Annotated in this window: 18 protein-coding genes; 17 read left to right on the top strand and 1 reads right to left on the bottom strand. The window is 33.8% G+C overall.

Features of this window, described 5'->3' with window-relative positions; translation table 11 throughout:
• Positions 1 to 8: 8 nt before the first annotated feature.
• The 13 genes from C1A40_RS00910 (at position 9) to C1A40_RS00845 (ending at position 16,451) form a co-directional block, all read left to right on the top strand.
• Positions 9 to 1,163, top strand: a complete 1,155-nt coding sequence (locus C1A40_RS00910; RefSeq protein ID WP_102994248.1) for an acylneuraminate cytidylyltransferase — start codon at positions 9 to 11, stop codon at positions 1,161 to 1,163.
• 302 nt (positions 1,164 to 1,465) lie between these two features.
• Positions 1,466 to 2,341 (top strand): N-acetylneuraminate synthase family protein, encoded by an 876-nt coding sequence (locus C1A40_RS00900; RefSeq protein ID WP_102994246.1) that lies wholly within the window; start codon positions 1,466 to 1,468, stop codon positions 2,339 to 2,341.
• A gap of 7 nt (positions 2,342 to 2,348) precedes the next feature.
• On the top strand, positions 2,349 to 3,743 hold the full coding sequence (locus C1A40_RS00895) for a CDP-glycerol glycerophosphotransferase family protein (protein WP_102994245.1): 1,395 nt from the start codon (positions 2,349 to 2,351) through the stop codon (positions 3,741 to 3,743).
• A gap of 5 nt (positions 3,744 to 3,748) precedes the next feature.
• A complete protein-coding gene (locus C1A40_RS00890; RefSeq protein WP_158651232.1) occupies positions 3,749 to 4,645 on the top strand; it encodes a hypothetical protein in 897 nt (298 codons plus the stop codon).
• 258 nt (positions 4,646 to 4,903) lie between these two features.
• Positions 4,904 to 6,061 (top strand): MBOAT family O-acyltransferase, encoded by a 1,158-nt coding sequence (locus C1A40_RS00885; protein WP_338418064.1) that lies wholly within the window; start codon positions 4,904 to 4,906, stop codon positions 6,059 to 6,061.
• The gene (locus C1A40_RS00880) at positions 6,062 to 6,952 is read left to right on the top strand and encodes a hypothetical protein (protein ID WP_102994243.1); all 891 of its coding nucleotides are present in this window, start codon (positions 6,062 to 6,064) and stop codon (positions 6,950 to 6,952) included.
• Positions 6,949 to 8,097 (top strand): glycosyltransferase family 4 protein, encoded by a 1,149-nt coding sequence (locus tag C1A40_RS00875; protein ID WP_102994242.1) that lies wholly within the window; start codon positions 6,949 to 6,951, stop codon positions 8,095 to 8,097. The genes C1A40_RS00880 and C1A40_RS00875 overlap by 4 nt, the downstream gene beginning before the upstream one ends.
• Entirely contained in the window at positions 8,094 to 9,629 is a 1,536-nt protein-coding gene (locus C1A40_RS00870; RefSeq protein WP_102994241.1) for a glycosyltransferase family 2 protein, read from the top strand. The genes C1A40_RS00875 and C1A40_RS00870 overlap by 4 nt, the downstream gene beginning before the upstream one ends.
• Positions 9,616 to 10,665, top strand: a complete 1,050-nt coding sequence (locus C1A40_RS00865) for an exostosin domain-containing protein (protein WP_102994240.1) — start codon at positions 9,616 to 9,618, stop codon at positions 10,663 to 10,665. Before C1A40_RS00870 ends, C1A40_RS00865 begins: the two co-directional genes overlap by 14 nt.
• 403 nt (positions 10,666 to 11,068) lie before the next feature.
• Positions 11,069 to 12,064 (top strand): glycosyltransferase family 2 protein, encoded by a 996-nt coding sequence (locus tag C1A40_RS00860; protein ID WP_102994239.1) that lies wholly within the window; start codon positions 11,069 to 11,071, stop codon positions 12,062 to 12,064.
• A complete protein-coding gene (locus C1A40_RS00855) occupies positions 12,061 to 13,176 on the top strand; it encodes a glycosyltransferase family 4 protein (RefSeq protein ID WP_102994238.1) in 1,116 nt (371 codons plus the stop codon). The genes C1A40_RS00860 and C1A40_RS00855 overlap by 4 nt, the downstream gene beginning before the upstream one ends.
• Positions 13,177 to 13,587: 411 nt before the next feature.
• Positions 13,588 to 14,067, top strand: coding sequence for a PAAR domain-containing protein (locus tag C1A40_RS18700; protein ID WP_102994237.1), 480 nt, complete (start codon positions 13,588 to 13,590; stop codon positions 14,065 to 14,067).
• Between the two features lie 17 nt (positions 14,068 to 14,084).
• Complete coding sequence (locus tag C1A40_RS00845) at positions 14,085 to 16,451, top strand: hypothetical protein (RefSeq protein WP_102994236.1); 2,367 nt, start codon at positions 14,085 to 14,087, stop codon at positions 16,449 to 16,451.
• 59 nt (positions 16,452 to 16,510) lie between these two features.
• Here C1A40_RS00845 and C1A40_RS00840 read toward each other — a convergent pair whose 3' ends face one another.
• Complete coding sequence (locus tag C1A40_RS00840; RefSeq protein WP_102994235.1) at positions 16,511 to 17,680, bottom strand: IS4 family transposase; 1,170 nt, start codon at positions 17,678 to 17,680, stop codon at positions 16,511 to 16,513.
• A gap of 122 nt (positions 17,681 to 17,802) precedes the next feature.
• Here C1A40_RS00840 and C1A40_RS00835 point away from each other — a divergent pair, with 122 nt between their 5' ends.
• The 4 genes from C1A40_RS00835 to C1A40_RS00820 all read left to right on the top strand — a co-directional run bounded on the left by C1A40_RS00835 (position 17,803) and on the right by C1A40_RS00820 (position 23,270).
• Positions 17,803 to 19,317, top strand: coding sequence for a glycoside hydrolase family protein (locus C1A40_RS00835; RefSeq protein WP_102994234.1), 1,515 nt, complete (start codon positions 17,803 to 17,805; stop codon positions 19,315 to 19,317).
• Positions 19,277 to 20,281: a hypothetical protein gene (locus C1A40_RS00830; RefSeq protein ID WP_158651231.1), complete on the top strand. Its 1,005-nt coding sequence runs from the start codon at positions 19,277 to 19,279 to the stop codon at positions 20,279 to 20,281. The genes C1A40_RS00835 and C1A40_RS00830 overlap by 41 nt, the downstream gene beginning before the upstream one ends.
• Before the next feature lie 32 nt (positions 20,282 to 20,313).
• Positions 20,314 to 20,982, top strand: coding sequence for a M949_RS01915 family surface polysaccharide biosynthesis protein (locus C1A40_RS00825; protein WP_102994232.1), 669 nt, complete (start codon positions 20,314 to 20,316; stop codon positions 20,980 to 20,982).
• A 74-nt stretch (positions 20,983 to 21,056) separates the two neighbouring features.
• Positions 21,057 to 23,270, top strand: a complete 2,214-nt coding sequence (locus C1A40_RS00820) for a hypothetical protein (RefSeq protein WP_102994231.1) — start codon at positions 21,057 to 21,059, stop codon at positions 23,268 to 23,270.
• Positions 23,271 to 23,754 lie beyond the last annotated feature (484 nt).

Raw genomic sequence — 23,754 nt, 5'->3', positions numbered from 1 at the left:
ATAACTTCATGAAAAAAATTGGATTCATTCCGCTTAGAAAAAATTCCAAAGGCATACCAAATAAAAATAAACGTAAAATGGTGGGACGACCATTGTTTACCTGGGTATTGGGGGAAGCTATTTTTTCCAATTTAGACGAAGTTTATGTGTTTACAGATGACGAATGGGTGATCAACTTTATTAAAAAAGAATACCACTGGACATCCAAAGTAAAAGCGGTTTTAAGAAGTGACGAAAGTGCTACCGATACGGCGTCGACCGAGTACGCTATGCTGGAGTTTTGTGAGTCTATCAACTATCAATTCGATATCTTTTGTTTACTTCAAGCCACATCACCTTTTACAACACGAACCGATATAAATGCCTGCTTAGAATCATTAAATAAGGACTACGATTCGGCTTTAACCGTGGTTAATACCCATCGTTTTTTATGGAATGAAAACGGCACACCAATAAACTACGATCCGTTAAACAGACCACGAAGACAAGATTTTAACGGACTTTTAGTAGAGAATGGTGCGGTTTACACAGCTACAAAAGCGGTGTTGCAAAAGCACAAAAATAGATTGGGTGAACATACAGCGGTTGTAAGGATGCCTGAAGATTCTCTATTGGAAATTGATAGTGAATCCGATTGGATTGCTGTAGAGAGTTTGCTCATCGAGCGTCAGAAACGATCTAAAACATCAGCAAAAATCACTCATGTGGTTTTAGATGTCGATGGCGTTTTTACCGATGGAACCATTACATACACCAAAGATGGCGAGCATACCAAAAGTTTCGACATGCGTGACGGTATGGGACTTGAAATTTTAAGGCAGTTTGATATTCAGGTGATGATCATGACTTCAGAAAATTCCCAGCTTGTGGCAAAACGCATGGAAAAATTAAACATAGATCACGTGTTTTTAGGTGTGAAAGATAAATATACCCTGCTTCATAAATTGGTGTTAGAGCACGGGATAAGCATGAATAATGTGGCTTATGTTGGCGATGATGTAAACGATTTAACCAATATTTGTAGTGTGGGTTGGTCCTTAGCGCCTAATAATGCTACCGATATTGTTAAAAGTCATGCCGATGTGGTGCTTTCCAAACCTTCAGGTGCTGGCGCTATTCGAGAAGCTTGTCAGTTTATCATGAATTATAATAAAAGATTTTAAAGAAACATGTTAACCATCGACTCCTGACCAAAAACCATTAACAAATAATGATTAAAGCTGACTTAACTGAACCTGAATTTAATACCGAAGGCATTTTTACTGTAACAATTAGACGTTCTTTTGATTTTAATAAGTGGGTAGAAAGGTGGGGGGAAAATAGTTTGGTCTTAAATGCGCAAAGTTTACACTTAATATTTATGCATTTAAATAATCATCATCCAGAACATGTTCTGAATCCCAATAGTAATAAGCTGATTAACTATTGACCATTGACCAAAAACCATCAACTAATAACCAAAACAATGACCTCATATAAAAAACCATACATTATTGCAGAAATAGGCTGTAATCATAAAGGCGATATAACTATTGCCAAAGAACTTATTAAAGTAGCAAAAATATTTTGTGATGCCGATGCCGTAAAGTTTCAAAAACGAAATAATAGAGAGCTACTAACGGAAGACCAATACAATCAACCCCATCCAAATCCTGCAAATTCATATGGAGATACTTATGGGGCGCATCGTGAGTTTTTAGAGTTTGATGTTGCACAACATCAAGAATTAAAAAACTATTGTGAGGAAATTGGGATTACCTATTCTACATCGGTTTGGGATGTAACTTCAGCTAAAGAAATTACATCTTTAAATCCAGAATTTATTAAAATTCCGTCGGCTTGTAATAACAATGAAGCCATGTTGATATGGTTGTGTGAAAACTATAAGGGTGAACTGCATATTTCAACAGGAATGACGACTAAAGATGAGATAGAAAATTTAGTCACGCTTTTTAAAAAACACAAAAGAAATAAAGATTTAGTACTTTATAATTGTACCTCAGGCTACCCCGTACCATTTGAAGATGTTTGTCTGTTGGATATCAATTTACTAATTGAAAAATATAAAGATGAGGTTAAACATATTGGGTTTTCGGGGCATCATTTAGGTATCGCAGTAGATGTTGCTGCTTATACCTTAGGAGCGAATATTGTTGAACGCCATTATACCATAGACAGAACCTGGAAAGGCACCGATCATGCAGCCTCACTAGAACCCATGGGATTACGAAAATTAACGAGGGATTTAAAGGCTGTACATAATGCCTTAAGTTTTAAAAAACAAGATATACTGCCCATAGAACAAGTACAACGCGACAAGTTGAAAAATCAAAAAGGCTAGAAAATTAATGAATAAAAAGGTTTTTATATTTTTTCCCGATGGTGTTGGTTTAAGAAACTTTGCCTTTACCGATTTTAAGAAAATTGGAGAACAGATGGGGTTTGATATAACGTATTGGAATAACACCGTTTTTTCTTTAAAAGACAATTTAGGATTCAAGGAAGTAAAAATAGAAGACCATATAGCACACCCTTTACTACCTTTTTATTCTAGAGCACGAAAAAGAGTAGAGTTAAATATTTCTCGTGATAAATTTAACGATGAAGTTTATCCCACTTATAAATTCCCTTTTAATTACTCAGGTATTAAAAACAGTTTAAAAAGTTTGTATACTCAAGTGTTAATTGGTCTTTATAATTCGGAGAAAGGACTCGTTAAATTACGACATAAAATAAACAGGTTAGAACGCTCAACCTCAAAATACAGCTATTGCAAAGCGCAATTGGAAAAGCATAAACCCGATGTTGTATTTTGTACCACACAACGAGCTACCCAATCTATAAGTGCTTTATTGGCAGCCAAGGATTTAGGGATTCCAACAGTAGCTTTTGTGTACTCTTGGGATAACGTGCCTAAAGCCATGCAAGTCGTTGAAACCGATTATTACTGCGTGTGGAGTAATTTAATGAAGGAAGAGCTTTTAAAATATTATCCTTTTGTTAAAGAAAAGCAGGTGTTTGTTACCGGAACGCCACAGTTTGAACCGCATTTTGATACGCGTTTAAAACAAACTAAAGCAGAATTTTTTGATAAGTACGGCTTAGATCCTAACAAAAAATACATTTGTTACTCTGGCGATGATGAAACCACATCACCTTTAGATCAATATTATTTGGAAGATTTAGCGTATGCGGTAAGACGTTTAAATGATAAAGGATACAACTTGGGGATTATTTACAGAAAGTGTCCGGTCGATTTTACTACAAGATACGATGCCGTAATTAAAGCTAATAAAGATATTATAAACGTTCTAGACCCTTTATGGAAACAAGTGGGCGAACAATGGAACCAAATCCTGCCAACTCCTGAAGATTTTAAAATGTTGTATAACGTTTGTGAGCATAGTGAATTGGTAACCAATGTATGTTCTTCTACAGTATTCGATTTTGTGGCGCATAACAAACCGTGTATTTATTATAACTACGAGCAACCACAATTAAAAAAAGGCATTCGAGACATTGGTCAGAATTATAAATATGTGCACTTTAGAAGCATGCCAAGTGATCGTGCCGCTGTTTTCTGTAGAGATAAAACGGAACTGGAAGGGTTGCTAAAACAAATATTAGATGGGAAGCTTTCTAATGTTGAGGAAGGAAAGCAATGGTTTAATATAGTGGCGGGAGAGCGTCCTAATGGAGCTTCAAGATGCATTTGGGAAGTTATAAACACTATTTTAGAATAAAGTTAATGCTAAGATTTGCTAAAGTCATAATAAGTCTATTTGTAGCATGTATTTTGTTCGCTTTCGTCCTAGACGAAATTTATAATAGGATGTATCACAATGGAAAAAGAGTAAATAGAGTTAAATTTCTATTAGATCAAAAAGACAAGCACTACGATATAATTTTTATAGGTTCGTCAAGAGTTGTAAATACAATTATTCCTGAAGTTTTTGATGATGAATTGGGTTTAAATACCATAAACTTGGGGATTATGGATGCTCAACCTAAAGATGTTCTTTGTATAGCTAAGCTTTTAAAGGAGAATCGAATAACCTATAATACTTTATTTGTGCAGTTAGATTATTATTATAATTCATTAAATAAATCTCGTTTTTTAACTTACCAGCTATTGCCATATATTAAGAATTATAATGCTGTAAATGATTATTTTAAAGATGAAGCGGATTATTACCTCTTGAGATATTTACCTTTTTATAACTATGCTAACAATGATAGTAAGCTAGGGTTAAGGTCTCAATTATCTATGTTATTTAAAAAAGACAATTCTTTATTAAAAAATAAAGGGTTTGAGCCTTTGCATGGTTATGGTAATACATGGCAACGGGTTTTACCGGATAAAATTATTGATTCCAATGATTATATAAATAGACTAGAAGCCTTTAAACGAGCCAATAATTTAAATATTAAGTATTTTGTTACGCCTTTTAGAAGTGATACTAAAAAATTAAGTTTTATAGATTCTTTAGAAATTAAGGTTCCTGGGATAATAGATTTTTCAAAAGCAATACAAGACGATTTGAGTTTTAAAAATGGATACCATTTAAATGAAACTGGAGCCTTAAAATTCTCAAAAATATTTTCGAACTATTTAAAAAAAAATCAACCAAATAATGCTATTTAATTCATTTACATTTCTCTTATTTTTTGTGGTTGTATTTAGTGTCTATTGGACCTTAAATACAAATTTAAAAATTCAGAATGCTTTTATTCTAATTACAAGTTATGTGTTTTATGGATGTTGGGACTATAGATTTTTATCACTAATAATTTTTAGTACCTATGTTGATTTTTATGTAACAAAAAGAATTCAAGCTTCAAACTTGAAAAAACAAAAAAAAGATGGCTCATGTTAAGTCTTTTTTCAAATTTAGGAATGTTAATGATATTTAAATATTATAATTTTTTTGTTGATAATTGGGTGTTACTATGGGAGTCTTTAGGTGTTCAAACGTCTGTACACACTATGAATATTATTTTACCTGTAGGAATTTCATTTTACACTTTTCAAACTTTGAGTTATACCATTGATGTATATAGAGGAAAATTGAAACCAAGTAAAAACATAATTAATTTTGGGGCTTATGTTGCTTTTTTTCCTCAATTAGTAGCAGGACCTATCGAACGAGCCACTCATTTATTACCCCAGTTTAGTATAAAACGAAATTTTAACTATAATCAGGCTGTTTCAGGAGTAAACCTATTTATTTGGGGATTGTTTAAAAAAGTGGTAATAGCAGATTCTTGTGCGGTATATACAAATACTATTTTTGAGAATTATGAAAGTTTAAATTCATCTACTTTAGTTTTAGGTAGTATTTATTTTGCTTTTCAGATTTATGGAGATTTTTCAGGCTATTCAGATATGGCTATCGGTTTGGCTAGGATGTTAGGCTTCAATTTGAGAACAAATTTTAAATACCCATATTTTAGTAGGGATATAGCTGAATTCTGGAGGCGATGGCATATTTCACTGTCAACTTGGTTTAGAGACTATTTGTATATTCCCTTAGGGGGATCGAAGGGGCGTATTAGTAATCAAATTCGAAATGTGTTTATTATTTTTATTGTAAGTGGCTTTTGGCATGGGGCTAACTGGACTTTTATCGTATGGGGACTCTTAAATGCATGCTATTTTTTACCTTTACTTCTGTTAAAAAGAAATCGTAACAACCTAGATGAAATCGGAGAGGATAAAACTAAAAGTTTGTTTAGAGAATTACCAAAGATTTTAATCACCTTCAGTTTAACTTGTTTTGCTTGGATTTTTTTTAGAGCTTCAAATATAGCAGAGGCTTTTAGCTATATCAACAAACTTTTTGAATTTAAGTTTGGTATAGAATACTTATCTGTAGAACGTTATTCTGTAGAACTTTTACTTTTAATAGGAGGGTTTGTTATTATTGAGTGGTTTAGTCGATTAAGGGAAGAACCTATTTCGGGGAAATGGTCATTATTAAAGTTATGTATGGTATTAATTGGAATTATGGTATTTGGAAGTTATTCTAACCCTCAGGATTTTATTTATTTTCAATTTTAAATGGGTAAATTTTTAAAATACATACTTTTAATAGTTTTTATAAGCATAGTTTCTTTGTATTTGTTAGATACGCTATATACTAAAGTGTATTCGAATGCTGTACCACGAAATAAAACACAATTTATATTAAGCCTTGAAGAAGGAGAAACTATAGACTATGTGTTTTTAGGAAGCTCAAGAGTTGAGAATTTTATAATGAGTTCAGAAATTGAACGGATAACGGGAAAACGAGTATTAAACCTGGGAACTCAAGGAGCAAGACTAGATGATATAAATATTTTTTTAAGACTTTTGGTTTCTAAAAAGGTTAAAATAAAAAGGATGTTTGTTCAAGTTGATTATATATATAATTTTGACTGGAACTCAGAAATTGTTCGAACTCAAGTTTTACCTTTTATAACAGGTAATTCAGTCATTCAGGATTATTTTCATAAGGTAGATGAAGATTTTAACATTAACTATTACATTCCATTTTATAGGTATGCTACGAGTGATTTTCGGTTAGGGTTTAGGGAGCTAGTGGCAAGTGCCGTTGGTAAAAAACCTAAGATAAATTTGTATGACGGTTTTTCACCGCTTAGTGGACAAATGAATGCTGATGATATAAACGGTTTTGATTTACCTAAAACCATTCTTGAACGCAATAGAAACATTGAAGAAATGGTTGCGATTTGTAAGGATAGCGGTGTGGAATTAACTTTCTTTTGCGCACCATTTTGTTCTAATCTAAATTCAAATAATTATTTAGAAAAATTAAAAATGAAATTACCAAATTTTACAGATTTATCGAGGGTATTAACGAAGCCTTCAATGTTTAAGAATTGTGGACATGTAAATGAGAAAGGCGCTAAAGTTTTTACGGATACTATTATATCACGTTTTAATTTATGAAAATAGCCTTCCTAACCCCAGAATACCCACACCCTAAAGTAAATCATGCTGCAGGGTTAGGAACAAGTATAGGTAATTTAACAAAGGCCTTAGTCAGGCATGGGCATGCTGTTTATGTATTTGTATATGGTCAAAAACAAACTGAAGACTTTGTCGAAGAAGGGATTCATTTTTATTTAATAACTGATAAGGACTTTGCTTTTGCAAAATGGTATAACTATCGTAAATACATTCAAAATGAAGTTCAGAACATAATATCCCAGGAGCAAATCCAACTTTTAGAGGTTCCCGATTGGACAGGTATTTCTGCTTTTATGAAGTTTTCGGTACCTGTGGTGATGCGTTTTCATGGTAGTGATACCTATTTTTGCCATTTAGAACAACGCTCTCAAAAACTTAAAAATAAGTGGTTTGAAACTTTAGCTGTTCGCGGGGCTCAAGCCTACATAGCACCCACTAATTTTGCAGGAGAACTGTCTAAAATGCTGTTTAATATTAAAAACAAGCCCATTAAAACCATTCACTACGGCTTACAGTTAGAGGGGTTCACGAATACTCATCCAGAAATGTATACACCATACAGTATTTTGTATTTAGGGACACTTATACGCAAAAAAGGGGTTCTTGAACTGCCTGAAATTTTTAAAAAAGTTAGGCAGGAATACCCTCAAGCAACGCTAAAACTTATTGGTAGTGATGCATCCGATATTCAAACAGGGAACCATTCAACATGGAGCTTGCTAAAGGAAGGTTTTTCTGAAGAAGATTTAAATGATGTGCATTATTTAGGAAAATTACCCTATGATGCCATTCAAAACCATATTCAAGACGCTCAAGCTTGTGTGTTTCCTACCTATGCCGAAACTTTAGGCATGGTAACTATCGAGGCTATGGCCATGCAAAAACCTGTGGTAAACAGCAATATTGGCTGGGCGAAAGAACTTATGGAAGATGGACAAAGTGGTTATTTAGTCCATCCCAAAGATCATGGGGTGTATGCTGAAAAAATCAAAGCACTTTTCAATAGTAAATCGAAATGCTTGGAAATGGGAAAGGCAGCAAGAGCGTATGTTGAAGATCATTTTGATATGGAGAAACAGGTGACTAAGAATGTAGAATTTTATAAGAAACTTATAAAACCATGATAGTACTTACCCACAACAACCATCATGTGCTTCGTGTAGAAGATATTAGTACGAACACCGACATTGTTTTTCAAGCAACTGATACCATTTTAAATGTAATGTATAATTTGGCCGAGCAATTCCCGAACCACATTTTGGTATGGCAGCATGCATCAGCAGTTTCATATGTCGATTTCGATTATATTGCAAAGATCCCAGCTTTAGATAGAAAATGTCTATCCTACTGCTCACAATCTTTTTTTCCAGATGCTATTGGTTATGTAGAACAATCACCCTTTCTTAATATCAAGAAAGAGGTATGTTATCCAACATGGCAAATGTCTGGACTGGTTGGTGTCATCAAAACTAGTAATTTGTTACAGTTTAAAAATGAAGTGAATTCAACGAATTTTTCTTATGCCTTAAATGCAATAGCTAAGTTAGGAATGCCTCAGGGTTTGTGGTGCTATTCCGAACCTAGCTTACTAAAACAGGATCTGCCATCTCATGAGAAACAAGCAAGTACTAATTTACTTTTTAAGTTTGTTAAACAACATTATAAATGGGTTTGGGTGTGGTTACTATTTTTAAATAAATGGATATATGAAAGAACAATTTCTTTATATGCCTTGTGTCATACGTTTACAGCCAAACGGACTCAAGTGTCATTCAAACCACAATCAATTTCCATAAAAAAGAGGAATCAAGAAGGTGATGGTCCTTCGACCATAGACGTTATCATTCCAACCATAGGTCGTCCCGATTATTTATATGATGTGCTTTCTGATTTAAGGAATCAAAGCCATCTGCCAAAGCGGATTATTATTGTTGAACAGAATCCGGAACCTGAGAGTGTTTCCGATTTACATTATCTACGTTCTGAAATCTGGCCATTTGAAATAGATCATACCTTTACGCACCAAACTGGGGCGTGTTTTGCAAGAAATTTAGCTTTAAGTAAAGTACAAAGTGAATGGGTGTTTTTAAATGATGACGACAATAGGTTTGCTCCGAATCTTTTAGCTGAAGTTTTGCAATGTGCCAATCAGTACGGTGTAGAAGCTATTTTAACCAGCTATCTACAACCTAATGAAGAATTATTTTATAAAAAAGTTCATCAAACTTCTATATTTGGCTCCGGTAATAGCTTTGTTAAATCTAAATATTTACACAAAGTGGCTTTCGATATGAGTTTAGAATTTGGTTATGGTGAAGATACCGATTTCGGCATGCAACTACGTAATATTGGTGTTGACGTTATTTATTTTCCAAACTTGTGTATAACGCATTTAAAAGCACCTAGAGGCGGATTTCGATCAACATTTGTTCAACCTTGGGAACATGAAAAAATTCAACCTAAACCTTCACCAACCATCATGTATTTAAAACAGAAGTATTACACTATACATCAAATTCAAGGCTATCAGTTACTTCTATTTTTTAAAATGCATAAATTGAACATTTTTAAGGTAAGGTCTTTCTTAAAACGTTGGAAACAAAGTGAAAAATGGGCGGAATTACTATCAGAAAAAAGTCAAAATGGCCATGCTTAAAATCTACACCAACAAAACATTTTTAACGGAAGCTTATCGTAAAAAAGTGTTTCCCTTACTTTTTGATTTGTGTTATTTAAAACATAAGGGCTTATTAGAATATTTCAGTTTGGTTGATGAAGCAAAGGATTGTGATGTCATGATTATACCTATAGATTATGCTGAGTTTATTAAGCATCAAAAAGCATTTGATACTTTACATAAGATGTCTAAAACATATCATAAGCCCTTATGGGTTTATACAGCCGGGGATTACGGTTTTACCAATTCAATTGAAAACGCTTATACGTTCAGGTTAGGCGGATTTAAAAGTCAATTGCCAGAGCACACTTTTGTGATGCCTTCATTTATAAGCGATCCTTATGAAAAGGTGTTAGAATACAGCGGGTTTGTTTCAGTGAAAAAAGCTGATAAACCCTCGATTGGTTTTGTTGGTCATGCACAAGCTGGCCTTTTGAAATACACAAAAGAAGTCGTGAATCATTTAAAATTTCATGCTAAAAGACAAACCAACAGGCTAACAGCAGACGCTCAAACTTTTTACCCATCTAGTATAAGACGCGCCGAAGTGCTTCGAAAGCTAGAGCGGTGTGAAAATCTAAAAACAAATTTTATTTTAAGAAATAAGTATCGCGGTGATTTAAGCACTGAAGAAGGAAAAAATCAAACGGAAAAGGAGTTTTTTCAAAATATTTATGTGAACGCGTATACGTTTTGCATTCGAGGCCGGGGCAATTTTTCTGTGCGTTTATATGAAACTTTGGCCGTAGGACGTATTCCCATATTATTAGATACCGATTGTAAGTTACCTTTAGAAGATAGCATCGATTGGAATAAACACGTTGTAATTTTAAATAGTCAGAGCTCAGATAGTTTGGAAAATCAAATATTGAATTTTCATAATAGTTTAACTGCAGAAGAATTTGAAGCCTTACAAGCCTCAAACCGACAACTGTGGCTTAAATTTCTAAGAAGAGAGCGTTATTTTATGGAAATTTATAAGAAATTTGTTGACATGAAAGAGGATGATGTTTAATTGTGCAACTGTGAATATGTTTGTCACGCTGAGCTTGTCGAAGTGCCGTGTTAAATTGTTAATTTGTGTAAGCGTGTAATTGATAATATCGAATGTCACGCTGAGCTTGTCGAAGCGTAAGCTAAAATAATCGTTTAAATGTTGAATCGTGTAATGGAGAGGAAGAACTGTAAATTAAGGCCTTCTCGGAGTACACTAAAAGCGTGGGTTAAGATTGCCCTTCTACAGACTCAGGGTGACAACTCAGAAAAAGATAAAATTGATAAACTATGTCGCGCTTAACTTGTCGAAGCGTAAGTTGAATAGCATTAGATGTTTAATTGAAATAGAAGACTAGCTAATTGCTTAAAAAATATAGCATAAAGCGTACAGCCCAAAACCTACGGCATAAAATATAAACCAAATGAATTTCACTTTAATCGTTTGTACCTACATGCGCCCAGATGCATTACTAAATCTGTTGAGGTCGGTAGCTGTACAAACTCTATACCCAAATGAAATTTTAATTATAGATGGTTCTACTGATTCGCGTACCGAAAAGGTTTTACTCGAAAATCATTTTAACCATTTAAAATATTTTAAAGTAAAAGCACACCAAAGAGGCTTAACCAAACAACGTAATTTTGGAATTGATCATGTTGATGCGACTAGTGAAGTGGTTTGCTTTTTAGATGATGATGTGGTTTTAGATAAAAAATACTTTGAAGCTTTAATATCAACATATAAAATGCATCCTGAAGCTTTAGCAGTAGGGGGTTATATCACTAATGAGGTGCTTTGGAGTGTAGCAAGTTCTCCAATAAAGAGTGATTTTTATTATTATGATGGTTTCATGCGCAGTGAACCTTCGCGTTTTAAAATACGTCACACTTTTGGATTAACCCCAGATGCGCCTCCAGGCTGGATGCCAAGTTTTTCACACGGACGTTCTATTAGTTTTTTACCTCCGAGTGGTAAAGTTTATCCTGTTGAAATGCTCATGGGAGGCGTGGCTTCTTACCGTTTTAATATTTTCAAAACCCTAAAATTTTCAACCTATTTTGATGGTTACGGCCTTTATGAAGATGCCGATTTTTCATTGCGTGTGGCAAAACGAGGGAAGTTATATGTAAATACTGCAGCCCAACTGGAACATTTTCATGATGTTGCTGGCCGCCCTAATCAGTATAAATATGGTAAAATGGTGATTCGTAATGGTTGGTATGTATGGCGAGTAAAATATCCGAATCCTGAATTTAAAGCAGTGGTTAAATGGCATGCAACTTCGTTTTTACTCACTTTAGTCCGCTTTTCTAATGTGATAAATACGAATAATAAACCAGAAGCGTTTACCGAAAGTTTGGGTAGAGTGGTAGGTTGGTTATCTTTACTTTTTAATGCACCTAAAATCGAACGATGACTTTCGGAATCATTACTCATGCTATTCATAATGAACAGAAAGGCGAAATATTTGCCTACGAACCATTTGTTAGGGAAATGAATTTGTGGGCTAAATATGTCGAACACATTATAATTTTAGCCCCATCATCTAGTAAAAGGCCATCAAAAATCGAAATAGCATATAAGCACCCTCATATTAAAGTAATTGAGATTCCTAATTTCGATATCACTTCATTTAAAAATGCATTAAAAGCGATATTCGTGATACCTAAAATTGTGTTTTCAATTTTTAAGGTTATGAATCGAGTAGACCACATTCATTTAAGATGCCCAGGAAATATAGGTTTACTAGCCTGTTTCGTTCAAATGTTTTTTCCGGCTAAACCCAAAACAGCTAAATATGCGGGGAATTGGGATCCTAAGGCTAAACAACCCATAACTTATAAATTACAAAGGTGGTTGTTGAGTAATACCTTTTTAACAAAGAACATGCAGGTGTTAGTGTATGGCGATTGGCCGAATCAAAGTGAAAATATCAAACCTTTTTTTACGGCATCTTTTTCAGAAAGCGAAGTTAAAAATGTAAAACCTAAAGAGTTTTCAGGTCCCTTAAATATGGTGTTTTTGGGAAGTTTGGTAGAAGGAAAACAACCTTTAGAAGCTGTTAAAATTGCTGAAGCGCTTTCTCAAAAAGGTTTGGAGATACATTTAGACCTTTATGGTGATGGGCCACAAAGAGCACTATTACAACAGTATATTATTGAGCACAAACTAGAATCGATAGTAAGTTTAAAAGGAAATCAGCCAAAAGAAGTCATTAAGCAAGCCTTAAATGAAGCACACTTTTCGATTTTGCCATCGAAATCAGAAGGATGGCCAAAAGCCATAGCCGAAGCCATGTTTTTTGGAGTTATTCCAATCGCCACACCAGTATCTTGTGTGCCTCATATGTTAGATGCAGGAAAACGAGGTTTTTTGTTGACTAATGATTTTACAGCCGATTTTAATAAACTTTACGCTTTGCTTCACGATAAAACTACTTTAAATAAAATGTCCAAAGCCGCCGCAACCTGGTCTCAGCAATATACTTTAGAGCGTTTTGAGGCTGAAATTACTAAGCTTTTGCAGTAATTTTGTAAAAGAGCTGAACAGGAAACGTTACTCATTCCCCCTCGAGGGGGCAGGGGGGTGTTATTCCAACAGAAGCTCCACTACATTTTGCATGACAAGTGTACTCAACATTTACACAATGCATCACAAAGCAACACACACAGACACACAAGGGCTTTAGTTTAATCAGCACAATCGAGCTGAACTGGAAACGAAGCTCATTTCCCCGTTGAGGGGGCTGGGGGTGTTCCTAGGCAAAGCTGTACCGAATAGATATGTTTTTATTACTTGAGGGGTTATAGAGAAAGTTACCTTCCTACCTTCTGCATGACATTCCCATTCAACAAGGCATCCCCGACTGAAGAACCTAAACCCTAAGAAAAAACTTAATTTTAATAAATATTTTCCTACATTTGGTAAAATTTTTAAAATATGCCTGGACCAATAGCCACTATAGGAAGTATGCACGTGTGCCCCATGTGCTCTGGAACGGTACCTCATGTAGGAGGGCCAATATCACAAGGTACACCCAACGTACTAGCCAACGGAAAACCCATCGCTACAGTAGGCAGTACCTGTGTTTGTACTGGTCCGCCTGATACTATTATTAGTGGGGAATCGAATGTTTTTATTAACGGTATGCCAGTGGCTACAATGGGTAGTAATACAATTCATGGCGGATCAATTAGCCTTGGAGAAGCGAATATCATTATCAATTCGGGAGGAAGTCCTTCAAAGCGTCTGGCTCCAGTTGATCGCATGGAACTTCCTGATATTAAACTTTCAGAACGCACTTTGTCGGTATTAACAGGCCACGGAAAACAGGTAAAAGTAGCAACAAAAGAACAGCAGAAAAATCAAAATGAAGCCAAAGAACATGGGTTTTTAGGTGATTTTGGTTTTAGTGTGTAATCCTTACAAATTTACTCTTGACATTTTTTTACCCCGAAAAAGACAGTAATTTAGATCAGCGTAAAACTTCTAGTGCTTTTGGTCATTATCCGCTAAGTTCTTATAATACGTGGCATGGTGGCGTTCATGTTGAAACACCATTGACTGCTTTAGTGGCTATTAGTGATGCTCGAATTATTGCTTTCAGGCTGCCTTCTGAATATTTGCAAAGCGGACATGAACGTCCGGAGACCTATTCCAATGGGTTTATTTTAATGCAACATGAGTATAAGAGTCCGAAAGGTCATGAACTCACCTTCTACAGTCTATATCATCACACGGCCTGTCAGTTTGATATTGAAACTCATAATCTGGAGATTCCCGATTTCATAAGTAAAAAAGTAACAAAAATTAAATCGGCTAACACGCCAAAAGGCGTGCGAGGGCGTTCGGCTATATCTGAAAAGGTTGAGAAACGCGGACCAGAAACAGTTCTGATTCCCAAAAACCATGTAGTTACCCGAAACAGTGATGAATTATTAGCCGGTTGGGCAGTTAACTATAACGCTAAACATCCTGAAAAAGAACGAAAATATTACAGTTTTAGCTATACTGATCCGTTTTCTAATACCACTTATAACGATCTTCATATTTATTTTAAGTGCTTAGAATTAGTACCTGGTGAAACAGACAAATATAAAGTGACCAGTGGAGTAGATACGAATACCACTACGGGCAGGAGAAGAACTAAAACAGCACCTTTAAATTCAGATTTAAAAAATGGAGCTTTATGTTATGATAGGTCTTCTATAGATATTAAGGACCTTGATGAATTAGCTTGTATCGATGTCATACCAACAGGAACCGAAGTTGTTATTATTGAAGGATCAGCATCTGAGGACAAAAAATGGGTAAAAGTAAAGAGCTCAGAAAGGGCATACCGCGGTTACGTTCAAGTTCGTGACCTTGAAAAACTGAAACGAGTTGATAACGACCTTGTCGATAAAATAATAGCTTGTGATATTCCGGTAAAAGCAGGAGAAATAGTGGCTTATGTGGGAGCTTTTGGTTTCCACAAGCATGAAAAAAAATATGCCACGCATGTCGAATTATTTACTGATGCTCCCGATACCGATGTGTCTTCTTTATTGGATAATTGTGCTGGTGATGGGGAGGACCATTTTCTGCGATATAAGGTCTTGTCAGGTGCCCATTTAGAACCCTATGTGAAGCGTAAAACGAAAATCAAAGCAGGAACTCCTGTTCGTGTCACTCAATCCAAAGGCGATTATGTACGAGTAAAGGTTGAAAGTCTAATTCGAGTTATTGACAAGGAAAAACACCTAACTACCCAACATCGAGGCAAAAACTCTAAAGAAGAAATTATTTACATTAAGGATAGGGTATGTGACAAAAATAGAACGCGATATAAAATTAAAGAAAAGAGTTTTGACTATGTTAACAAACAGTTTAATGGCCTATTAAACAAAGGGGATTTCGTTTATTATTATGATACTAAAGATGGGAACCTGAGGGAAATTATTATCGAACCACCATTTTGGAATCAAGAATTTTGGATGGATATCGCCTGTTTAAAATTAGACGCTGATCAATGTGTAACAAACGGACTGGAAACCACGCTAAAGTGCGACACAAGCCACACTTATTTCAATGAACCCTATACCCCAGAGGCATGTGGAAAAACATTTAAAAAAGACATAGAACTTAAAGGTAAGCCCGAAAGAACGATTACCGATGAGGAAGGTACCCTTTGGTACTTTTTAAAAGAAAGCTATAATTTTGAGAAGGAACATTATCTGCATACCGGTTGGGTCAAGGCTGGCGATATCCATGAGGAAGATGTCAATCCGTTTATATGGCGAAACTTTGGTTTTGAAACATACGATGCAGGAAGTGAGTATGTCTACGCCATGAAAGACTATCATAAATCCCCAAAAACCGATGCTTTTGTAGATGCGGTTTGGAAAATGGTAGATCAGGATGGTAATGGTGTGCTCACTCCTATGGAGTTTTTATGCGCCCAACACGACCCTGACGCATCTGAGCGTATGGGGAAAATGGTCGTGAAACACAAAAGCGAGTGGAGCTACGACCCAGAAGTGATTAAATCTGAAGCCCATGAGTTTTACAAACTGGGTATCGATTTGGAAAAGGATCCTGAAAGAAAAAAGCTCCTTGAGCAAAAACGTGATACTGAGTTAGAGCATTTATTAGAGAAAACCAATAACCTCATGTTTTGGAATGAACTGCAAAACACGCCATACACCCCCAAAAAGACCAATCGAGATACAGAATACGAAAATAAAAAAAGAGCCTTAGAAAAAAAATATAACCGCTTTTCTAAAACAAGTGATGAATTTGAAGAACAATCCTGTCCTAAATAAATTTTAGATAGGATAAATCCAACCATTTTACTAGTTTAATAGTTTATATTTTTGAATTTTCAAAAAAGAACCCCTTGTATGTGCTTATTGGGTGGTGGTTGTTCTTTTGCAAACGGATTATCTAGCCATTTATGTAAATTTACTTTCACAAAAAGATTTAATCTAATAAAGGCTACTAAATTAGATAAATACCAAGGATGCTTTGCTTGTGTTTTTAGCGCTTTTAAAATGAGAATGGTAATTAATGCCGTCCAGATCTGTATCATAACCGCATTTTGACTAGTTCCAATGAAAGACTTGATGTGTAATTGCTGTTTGATGTCTCTAAAAAATATTTCCACTTCCCATCTAGCCTTATAAAGCTCCGTAATAGTGTTTGCTGTCCAAGACTTCTGATTGGTAATAACCTCAATAGTTTGTCCATTTTTATCATCCCACAAGGCAACCCTGCGAAGTCTTTTGGGATATTTCTCTTTTGTCTTAGCGCCTGTTAATTCAATGATTTCATCTTTTAGAACGTGTTGATGCCTGTTTTCTGGCAATTCTAACTCTTTGACTGATTTAAATTGAATATTGTCTTTATGTCTGACTACAAAATTGACTCCGTTGCTGTCCCAAATCTTTAGTAAATCAAAATCGTTGTAAAACCGATCAGCAACAATAACACTTCCTTTTAAAAGCGGGATGTCGTAAGCCCCTTTATTATCCGCTGTTTTGCCATCTGTAATATTTACATAAGCTGGTAAATGACCATCATAATCAAGCAAGGTGTGCATTTTTACAGCTCCTTTTTTAGTCTTGTATTTTGCCCAATCAAACAAACTTAAACAAAGACTTATCACGGTTGCATCTAATAAAAATATTTTGGACTTTATTTTGAAATTAGTACGCTTCATTCCTGCTTGCTGTCCTAAACTCTCTAATAATACATAATAGTAGTCTCTGAAAAGCTCCCAGCTTCGATGTTTATTTTGGTAGCTTATAGTAGATTTTGAAGGCGCTGCTAACATGCCTAAATGATTCAGGTTTCCTGTTGCTGAACGCAATCCGTTGCTGATATCTCTAACAGATTGACTGTTCGCAAATTGACAAAACAACATCGATACTAAGTGAGACCAACTGTCAAATCCTTTTTGATGTTTATCTGTGTTATGAAACCTGACTAATTTATTGAACCTTGACTTTTCTAATTTTGTGATTATTTGAGAAAACAGCGTTATATTTATCATCTGAGAAAGGTTTTTTTGTGGTGCACCACAAAGGTAACTTTGCGGAACAAAATTTCCTTTCTCTTTTTTAATCGTTTAGGACGCTATTGTTTGAAGAATGTAATTCTTTTCTAGTTGCGAATATGGATGTACTAGACCAGGAATATAAAAAGGGTAAATATCAAGAAGAAAAAGCCGAAACCCGCCGCTTACCAAGTTCAGATATGTTATGGCATTTTAATGTGAATAGTTTTGTTCGGCAGATGCGGGGGATGTATGGAAAAATAGGTGTTTTAAGAAAAGGAGATAAAGGAGAAATAGTTAGAGAACTTAATATTCGTTTATCTGGTTTTGGAGGAAATATTCCTACTGATGAGTTTACAGACCGCACGGTAGCTATAGTAAAACAGTTTCAGCGTGATTATATGAAAATTGCTCCTACAGGAGAAGTAGGTAGGGATGAATTGAAAGCTATTGACGATTTTTCTGAAAAATATGATATTTCTGATGAATTTTGGGGGCAAATAAAATGTAGTTGTGTTTCTAAGGGTGAAACAAAATGGAATAAATTAAGAAATAAGACAGAATTAAATAATTGTGACGGATTTGGGGATCACACAGGTATAGGTGCTTATAGGGAGAATAAGCCTAAATCAGAAGGCTTCCATATGTACGAATATCCAGGAATTCACAGAAGTTTATTATTTGCTGTTAAAGCTTTACAGTTTTACCTTAGTAAGCAGACGACTTATAAACTAGATCACGTAAGTTCAGGTTATAGGTGTCGTTTTAAAAATTACAAAACTACAAACCATCAAGGTAAAGCAATTGATTTACAGTTTAGTAAAGGTGATTGGAAAATAAGAAATGCGAAAAAGAAAAACGTAATACCTTTGAGGAGTATAAGAGATGATTTTTATGTCAAATATTTAGGTGCTCAGGAGGAATGGACTGATACTAATAAGTTCTCTATAGAACCAATAGGTTTAGAATACCATAGTGGTGGAGAATTAAGATATGATCGTACTTTTAGTTGGATTCATATGGATGTTAGAAGATTTGAATCAATATATCTGGTAGATGATTATTTTTGTAAAAATTCAAATTCTCTAAATAAAAAAAGTATGTTGTCAGGAGAATATGAAAAAAGTTCTTCAGAGTCATCAACAAATTCGGAAGAGAGAATAGATCCAGCTATTCTCAGTCCAAGTGATTCAATTATTGAATTTATTAAAGATTGGGAAAAATTTAAGCCTAATGTTTATAATGATTCTAACGGGTATGCAACTATTGGTTATGGTCATTTGATTAAAAGGGATAACCTAGAAGATATTATAATTCCTCAAGAATTTAGCAATGGTCTAACAGAAATTGAAGCTACCAAGTTATTAACAAAGGATATTAAAAAATTTGAGTTAGCACTTAAAAGAGATGTGAAAGTGAAATTACATCAAAGGGAGTTTGATGCCTTAATAGACTTACTTTATAATTGTGGGGAATACTTTTTAGCAAGAGGAAAAGCTCCTCGCCTATATTCCGCCTTAAAGGAAAAAAGATACAACGATGCAGCTACTGAATTTTTAGACATTGAAAATAAAACTAGAAGAAAACAAAATTATGAAATTTTCACAAAAGGGAATTATGACTCAACGCATTAAGATTGTAACAGTTTTATTTATTGTAATAATATGTTTTTCTTGTAAAAACAATCATGTAGTTAATATACAAGATAATTCTAATTTACCAATTTCATATCATGCTTCAAATGTTAGAAAGTATTATGAGAAAATTAAGATTGTAATAAACAAGGACTCTATTAAAGTTATTGATACAGATGATGGGAACACAATTTGTTTTGGGAAAATTATTGAACAAAAGACTACTTTTACTAAATATTTTCACAGTGCTAAAACAGGTGAAGAGAAAAAAAACAAGTTTAATGATGAGTATAGTTTATCAATAAAAGATTCATCATTATTAATTATTAAGAATGAATATCCTAATAATTCTGTGAAGCCTTGCGAGTTTCCTCTTGATGAATTCGTTCTAATAGATAATGCTTTACTTTTTTATGATGATGGTTATCAGTTGTTTTTAAGTGAAAAAGAAGCTAAAAGTAAAGGTTTATCAACTAAAATTGGATCATCGGAATCTCATGGTGGCCTTGTTATTTTGCCTTTTGATAACGAAGAACTTCATTTGCAGAATTCAACAAAGAATTTTCCTCGACCGAATAAGAAAAAATACAGTGAAATCTCTGCTTTAATAAAATTGAAATACAACGAACATGAAATTGATGATATAATTCAGTTAAAAAATGAATTAGAATTTGAAACCTATGTCTTTTATGTGGTTGGGGACTCTTCTTATTCCTCGTTAATAAATGTAAAAGAAGGTGAAATCATTTCTGAAATTGAAATTAGTTATAATGTCCCATCACGAAATATAGAGGAAACATTTTATATAAATAAAAATTTAGAAATTACAATCTTTGAATTAAATAATAACACAAAAGAGAGTAGAGAAATAGAAAAATTTCAGATAAAAAGTAATGGTGTAATAGAAGAAATATACAGTAAAAGTAAGAATGTGGATGCGACAGATGCTCAAGCGCCAAATTAGTACGTATGGTTTTAAAATTCAAAATATAAATTATGATCTTGAAGAAGTGTCAACAAGCTACGGAAGTGATAGTTTTAGCAGTAGTCATTAGTTTTTATTCTTGTGTAAATAAGAAAAATAATTCTTCTGAATATCAAAGAGAAAAGGCAAAACCAATAAATGAAAAAAGTTTCTGTTCTAGTTTTTTTCCAAAAGAGGGGGACTTGGTTTTTTGTGAAGGTTGGATGGAAAATAATTCTGAAAAGGCAGTTGTTATTTCTCAAAAGAGAACATTTAATACAAAGGATGAGTTGTTTATTGAAGTTTATGAGAAAATGAATACGATAGAACCTTATCTGAGTATACATGAAGTTTTAAGGGATTGCCCTGTTGATTTCAGTATTAATTTTATAAAAGATTCTTTTTCTATAACAGATTTAGATGAGGATGGAATAAAAGAGATCTCTTTTATTTATGAATTGGCATGTCAGGGCGGGATAGGTCCCATAAAAATGAAATCGATTTTGATTGAAGGGGAAAATAAAAATGTTATTTCAGGGTATCGATTTGATGATGTTTCGATTAGAATGAATCAAAAACCTAATTATCCTAAATCTAAAATTGATAATGGTTTTAAAAATTCCGATTCTAAAATATTTATAGACTTTTCTGTAAAAAAATGGAAAGTTCACCACGGAACACAATTAATAAATTTTGAATAGGTTTATTTTTTTAAAAGAATACATGCCATTTCTAGATATAAAATGCTTCTTGAAAAAGAAAATAAAATAAGAAAATGAAAAAATGTTTCAGATTAAGTATGGTGCTTATCAGCCTTATCTTTTTTTGCTGTAAAAATGAGCAAAATAAAGAAAGCGAAAAAAAGAAACAATTAGCCCCAGAAGTAATTGATAATAGTCCAATAGTTTCAAATCAATCGGTCCCAAAAAACTTTGTAAAAAAAAATCTAGATGGTTCTGTGGATGGGTACTGGAATCGAGATACCTATTATAAATCTGTTATAGAGAAGGAATATTACTACCATCCAAGAGTACACCTCACTTCTAAGGGTAAGGTGTTTTGTTTTTTTGGGATAAAACATGATTATAAAAAAAAATATGATTTAAAAGATAACAACGCTTATTTGTATGTTTTAGACGAAAGTCGAAATTTAAGTGTCATTGATACTTTACCTATGATTAATAGTTTCACAGAAAACTTTATTTCTAGACAATACACGAATTTAATAGTAAAGAACGGGACACTTTATTATTATAAAGAAGTCCCATATGAATCATATGAATATGAGGATGACGCTAGTCTACTGCCTGAAAGGGAATATTTTTCTTATAATTTAGAGCAAAATGAGGTGCCTATAAAGATACCGAAACCAGAGTTTATTGATGAGGTAAGTCGAATTACTTATAACGCAAACGCTCATGTAAACTTAATGGAAAATACAGATGAGGTAGCTCTTCTTAATGACTACGACATAAGAATTCTTAAAGCTGATTTATGGCATAAAATTCAAGATTCTTTGTATACATACCCTGTATATAAGGTGGTGGAAAATTTAGAAGATCAAGTTGTGGTAAGTGTTAATAAATTCCCTTCTTTTTCTCATGAATTTTGGACAGAACCGTGTGAAGCTAATTTCGGTGGAATGGATTGGGACGCCGTAGATGAAATACTGTATTTTGATAATAGTGGACTATGTTATGCCTGTATTTGGAAGTTAGATATGAACAAAAAGCAGGTAACAAAAATAGTTCCCGAGCATGAGGCCATTCATCCATTTCATTTCAGAGAAAATAATAATTTATATGTAGCCTATGTGTATAAAGGCCAATTACAAATAGCAGAACCTAATTCTCAAACGGTCGATATTCCTTTAAACATAAAAACGTTAGATCCCTACGATAATCAATTAGTTTATCATTTAGAAAACTTATTAGAACCTGTTTATTTCTACGATACGTTAAACGATTCTGTTGTGGAATTAGCAAAAGGGGATTATTTTATGGGGTCTGAAAGTTCTGGAATAGAAATGATGTTTAGTGTAGATGAAGAAAATAAAATTACAGGCAGTTATCGTTATGAAACCGTAGACGTTTATGATGAGTCTGAATATAGTTATGAGAATGAGTCTGGCGTAAAATTTACAAGATTGCAAATTGAAAACTCTAAAGTTATATCAGTATATTTAATATATGAGGATAATTATACCTTTTTAGAGTATAACTATCTTGAAGGAAAAGCAAAAAAAGAAACTTTTACACTAAATAATAAACTAAAAAACACATCAAATTATTTAATAGTCAATGAAGAATATAATGGTGATTATTTAACCCCATTAACCACCAATTATTACAATGATAAAGGTGTAATTGTAAAATCAGAGGATCATGTAAACGATAAAACTAGATTTTATGATGAAACAGGAGCACTTTTAAAACAGACGAAAAACGGCAGTGGGATAACCTATGTTTATAATGAAAACCAAGAGCCTGTTGAGATTGTTGTAAACGATAATTATTGCTCTTTTCCTCCTTATGATGAAACAATGAAGTGGCATATTTTAGACAAAGATAATTTAGAAAACCACCTGCCTTTGCAGCCAAATATGGAGTATAACTTATACTATGAAGAGGATATTAACGTGAATTTCAAGACTAACCAAAACGCTTTAATTGAAGGCGAAATCATTAGAAAAAATAAAGGTGAACTTGAAGAATTTGTAGAGGTAGTAAACTCTGTAGTTAAAACATGGAAGCGGTACAAGGATAATAAATTGATTTTTGAAGGCACATATCATGATAAAGACAGTGTGTTTAAGTCGAAATCTTACGAGAAAAATGACAGTTTAGTAGAAACTCATATGTCTACTTTTTTACATAAAAAAAATAGATTTAAAAAGGTAACCAAGACTTTTTATAAATCTGGTCGTTATGATGTGGTTGATGAAATTTCAGGAATGAATGGTTCGTATCAACTGCAGTCTAGTAATTAGTTTTTTAGAAAATTAAATTCTTGTTTAACCGCGAGTCGTCAATCGTGAAATAACCAACGTAGCATGAATTGAAAACGTGGCTCCTACCCACCCTTGAGGACTATCGAGATGAAAATATTGTTTTTATCGAAGATGCCTAGCGTGTCTAATATGGTGTTTCTGAGTCAGGTAGTGGCTAATTGATGTGTTTGATTACTCTTGGGATTTAAAGAAGATACATTACTGCGAACTGAATGACTGCTCGGTTCAACATGATTACATAGATCTGTTTAATTCGGCAGAAGGAGGTAGGACAGAAGAATCTCCAGTTCCAGTTGAAGAAGATGCTTCACTGCGTTCTGCATGATAGATACATTCAGTATGACAGACATTCTCATAATGGCAACATACTATATTTTCATAAAAGTTAGTGACTATTAAAAAATCACACGTCAAAATCCAAAAATACTATTGGAAATCATGCCCTTTTCAAGAATACAAGTAT

This window comes from Tamlana carrageenivorans, assembly GCF_002893765.1.
Classification (GTDB): Bacteria; Bacteroidota; Bacteroidia; order Flavobacteriales; family Flavobacteriaceae; genus Pseudotamlana; species Pseudotamlana carrageenivorans.
The sequence above is the reverse complement of the archived record's forward strand: the minus strand, read 5'-3'. Positions and strand labels throughout refer to the sequence as shown.

Bases quoted from the DNA above. Each gene is read 5' to 3' on its own strand.
- C1A40_RS00840 (WP_102994235.1), bottom strand. From the start codon at position 17,680: ATGATAAATATAACGCTGTTTTCTCAAATAATCACAAAATTAGAAAAG.
- C1A40_RS00885 (WP_338418064.1), top strand. From the start codon at position 4,904: ATGATATTTAAATATTATAATTTTTTTGTTGATAATTGGGTGTTACTA.
- C1A40_RS00855 (WP_102994238.1), top strand. From the start codon at position 12,061: ATGACTTTCGGAATCATTACTCATGCTATTCATAATGAACAGAAAGGC.
- C1A40_RS00860 (WP_102994239.1), top strand. From the start codon at position 11,069: ATGAATTTCACTTTAATCGTTTGTACCTACATGCGCCCAGATGCATTA.
- C1A40_RS18700 (WP_102994237.1), top strand. From the start codon at position 13,588: ATGCCTGGACCAATAGCCACTATAGGAAGTATGCACGTGTGCCCCATG.
- C1A40_RS00895 (WP_102994245.1), top strand. From the start codon at position 2,349: ATGAATAAAAAGGTTTTTATATTTTTTCCCGATGGTGTTGGTTTAAGA.
- C1A40_RS00825 (WP_102994232.1), top strand. From the start codon at position 20,314: ATGATCTTGAAGAAGTGTCAACAAGCTACGGAAGTGATAGTTTTAGCA.
- C1A40_RS00910 (WP_102994248.1), top strand. From the start codon at position 9: ATGAAAAAAATTGGATTCATTCCGCTTAGAAAAAATTCCAAAGGCATA.
- C1A40_RS00835 (WP_102994234.1), top strand. From the start codon at position 17,803: ATGGATGTACTAGACCAGGAATATAAAAAGGGTAAATATCAAGAAGAA.
- C1A40_RS00900 (WP_102994246.1), top strand. From the start codon at position 1,466: ATGACCTCATATAAAAAACCATACATTATTGCAGAAATAGGCTGTAAT.
- C1A40_RS00875 (WP_102994242.1), top strand. From the start codon at position 6,949: ATGAAAATAGCCTTCCTAACCCCAGAATACCCACACCCTAAAGTAAAT.
- C1A40_RS00830 (WP_158651231.1), top strand. From the start codon at position 19,277: ATGAAATTTTCACAAAAGGGAATTATGACTCAACGCATTAAGATTGTA.
- C1A40_RS00865 (WP_102994240.1), top strand. From the start codon at position 9,616: ATGGCCATGCTTAAAATCTACACCAACAAAACATTTTTAACGGAAGCT.
- C1A40_RS00890 (WP_158651232.1), top strand. From the start codon at position 3,749: ATGCTAAGATTTGCTAAAGTCATAATAAGTCTATTTGTAGCATGTATT.
- C1A40_RS00820 (WP_102994231.1), top strand. From the start codon at position 21,057: ATGAAAAAATGTTTCAGATTAAGTATGGTGCTTATCAGCCTTATCTTT.
- C1A40_RS00880 (WP_102994243.1), top strand. From the start codon at position 6,062: ATGGGTAAATTTTTAAAATACATACTTTTAATAGTTTTTATAAGCATA.
- C1A40_RS00870 (WP_102994241.1), top strand. From the start codon at position 8,094: ATGATAGTACTTACCCACAACAACCATCATGTGCTTCGTGTAGAAGAT.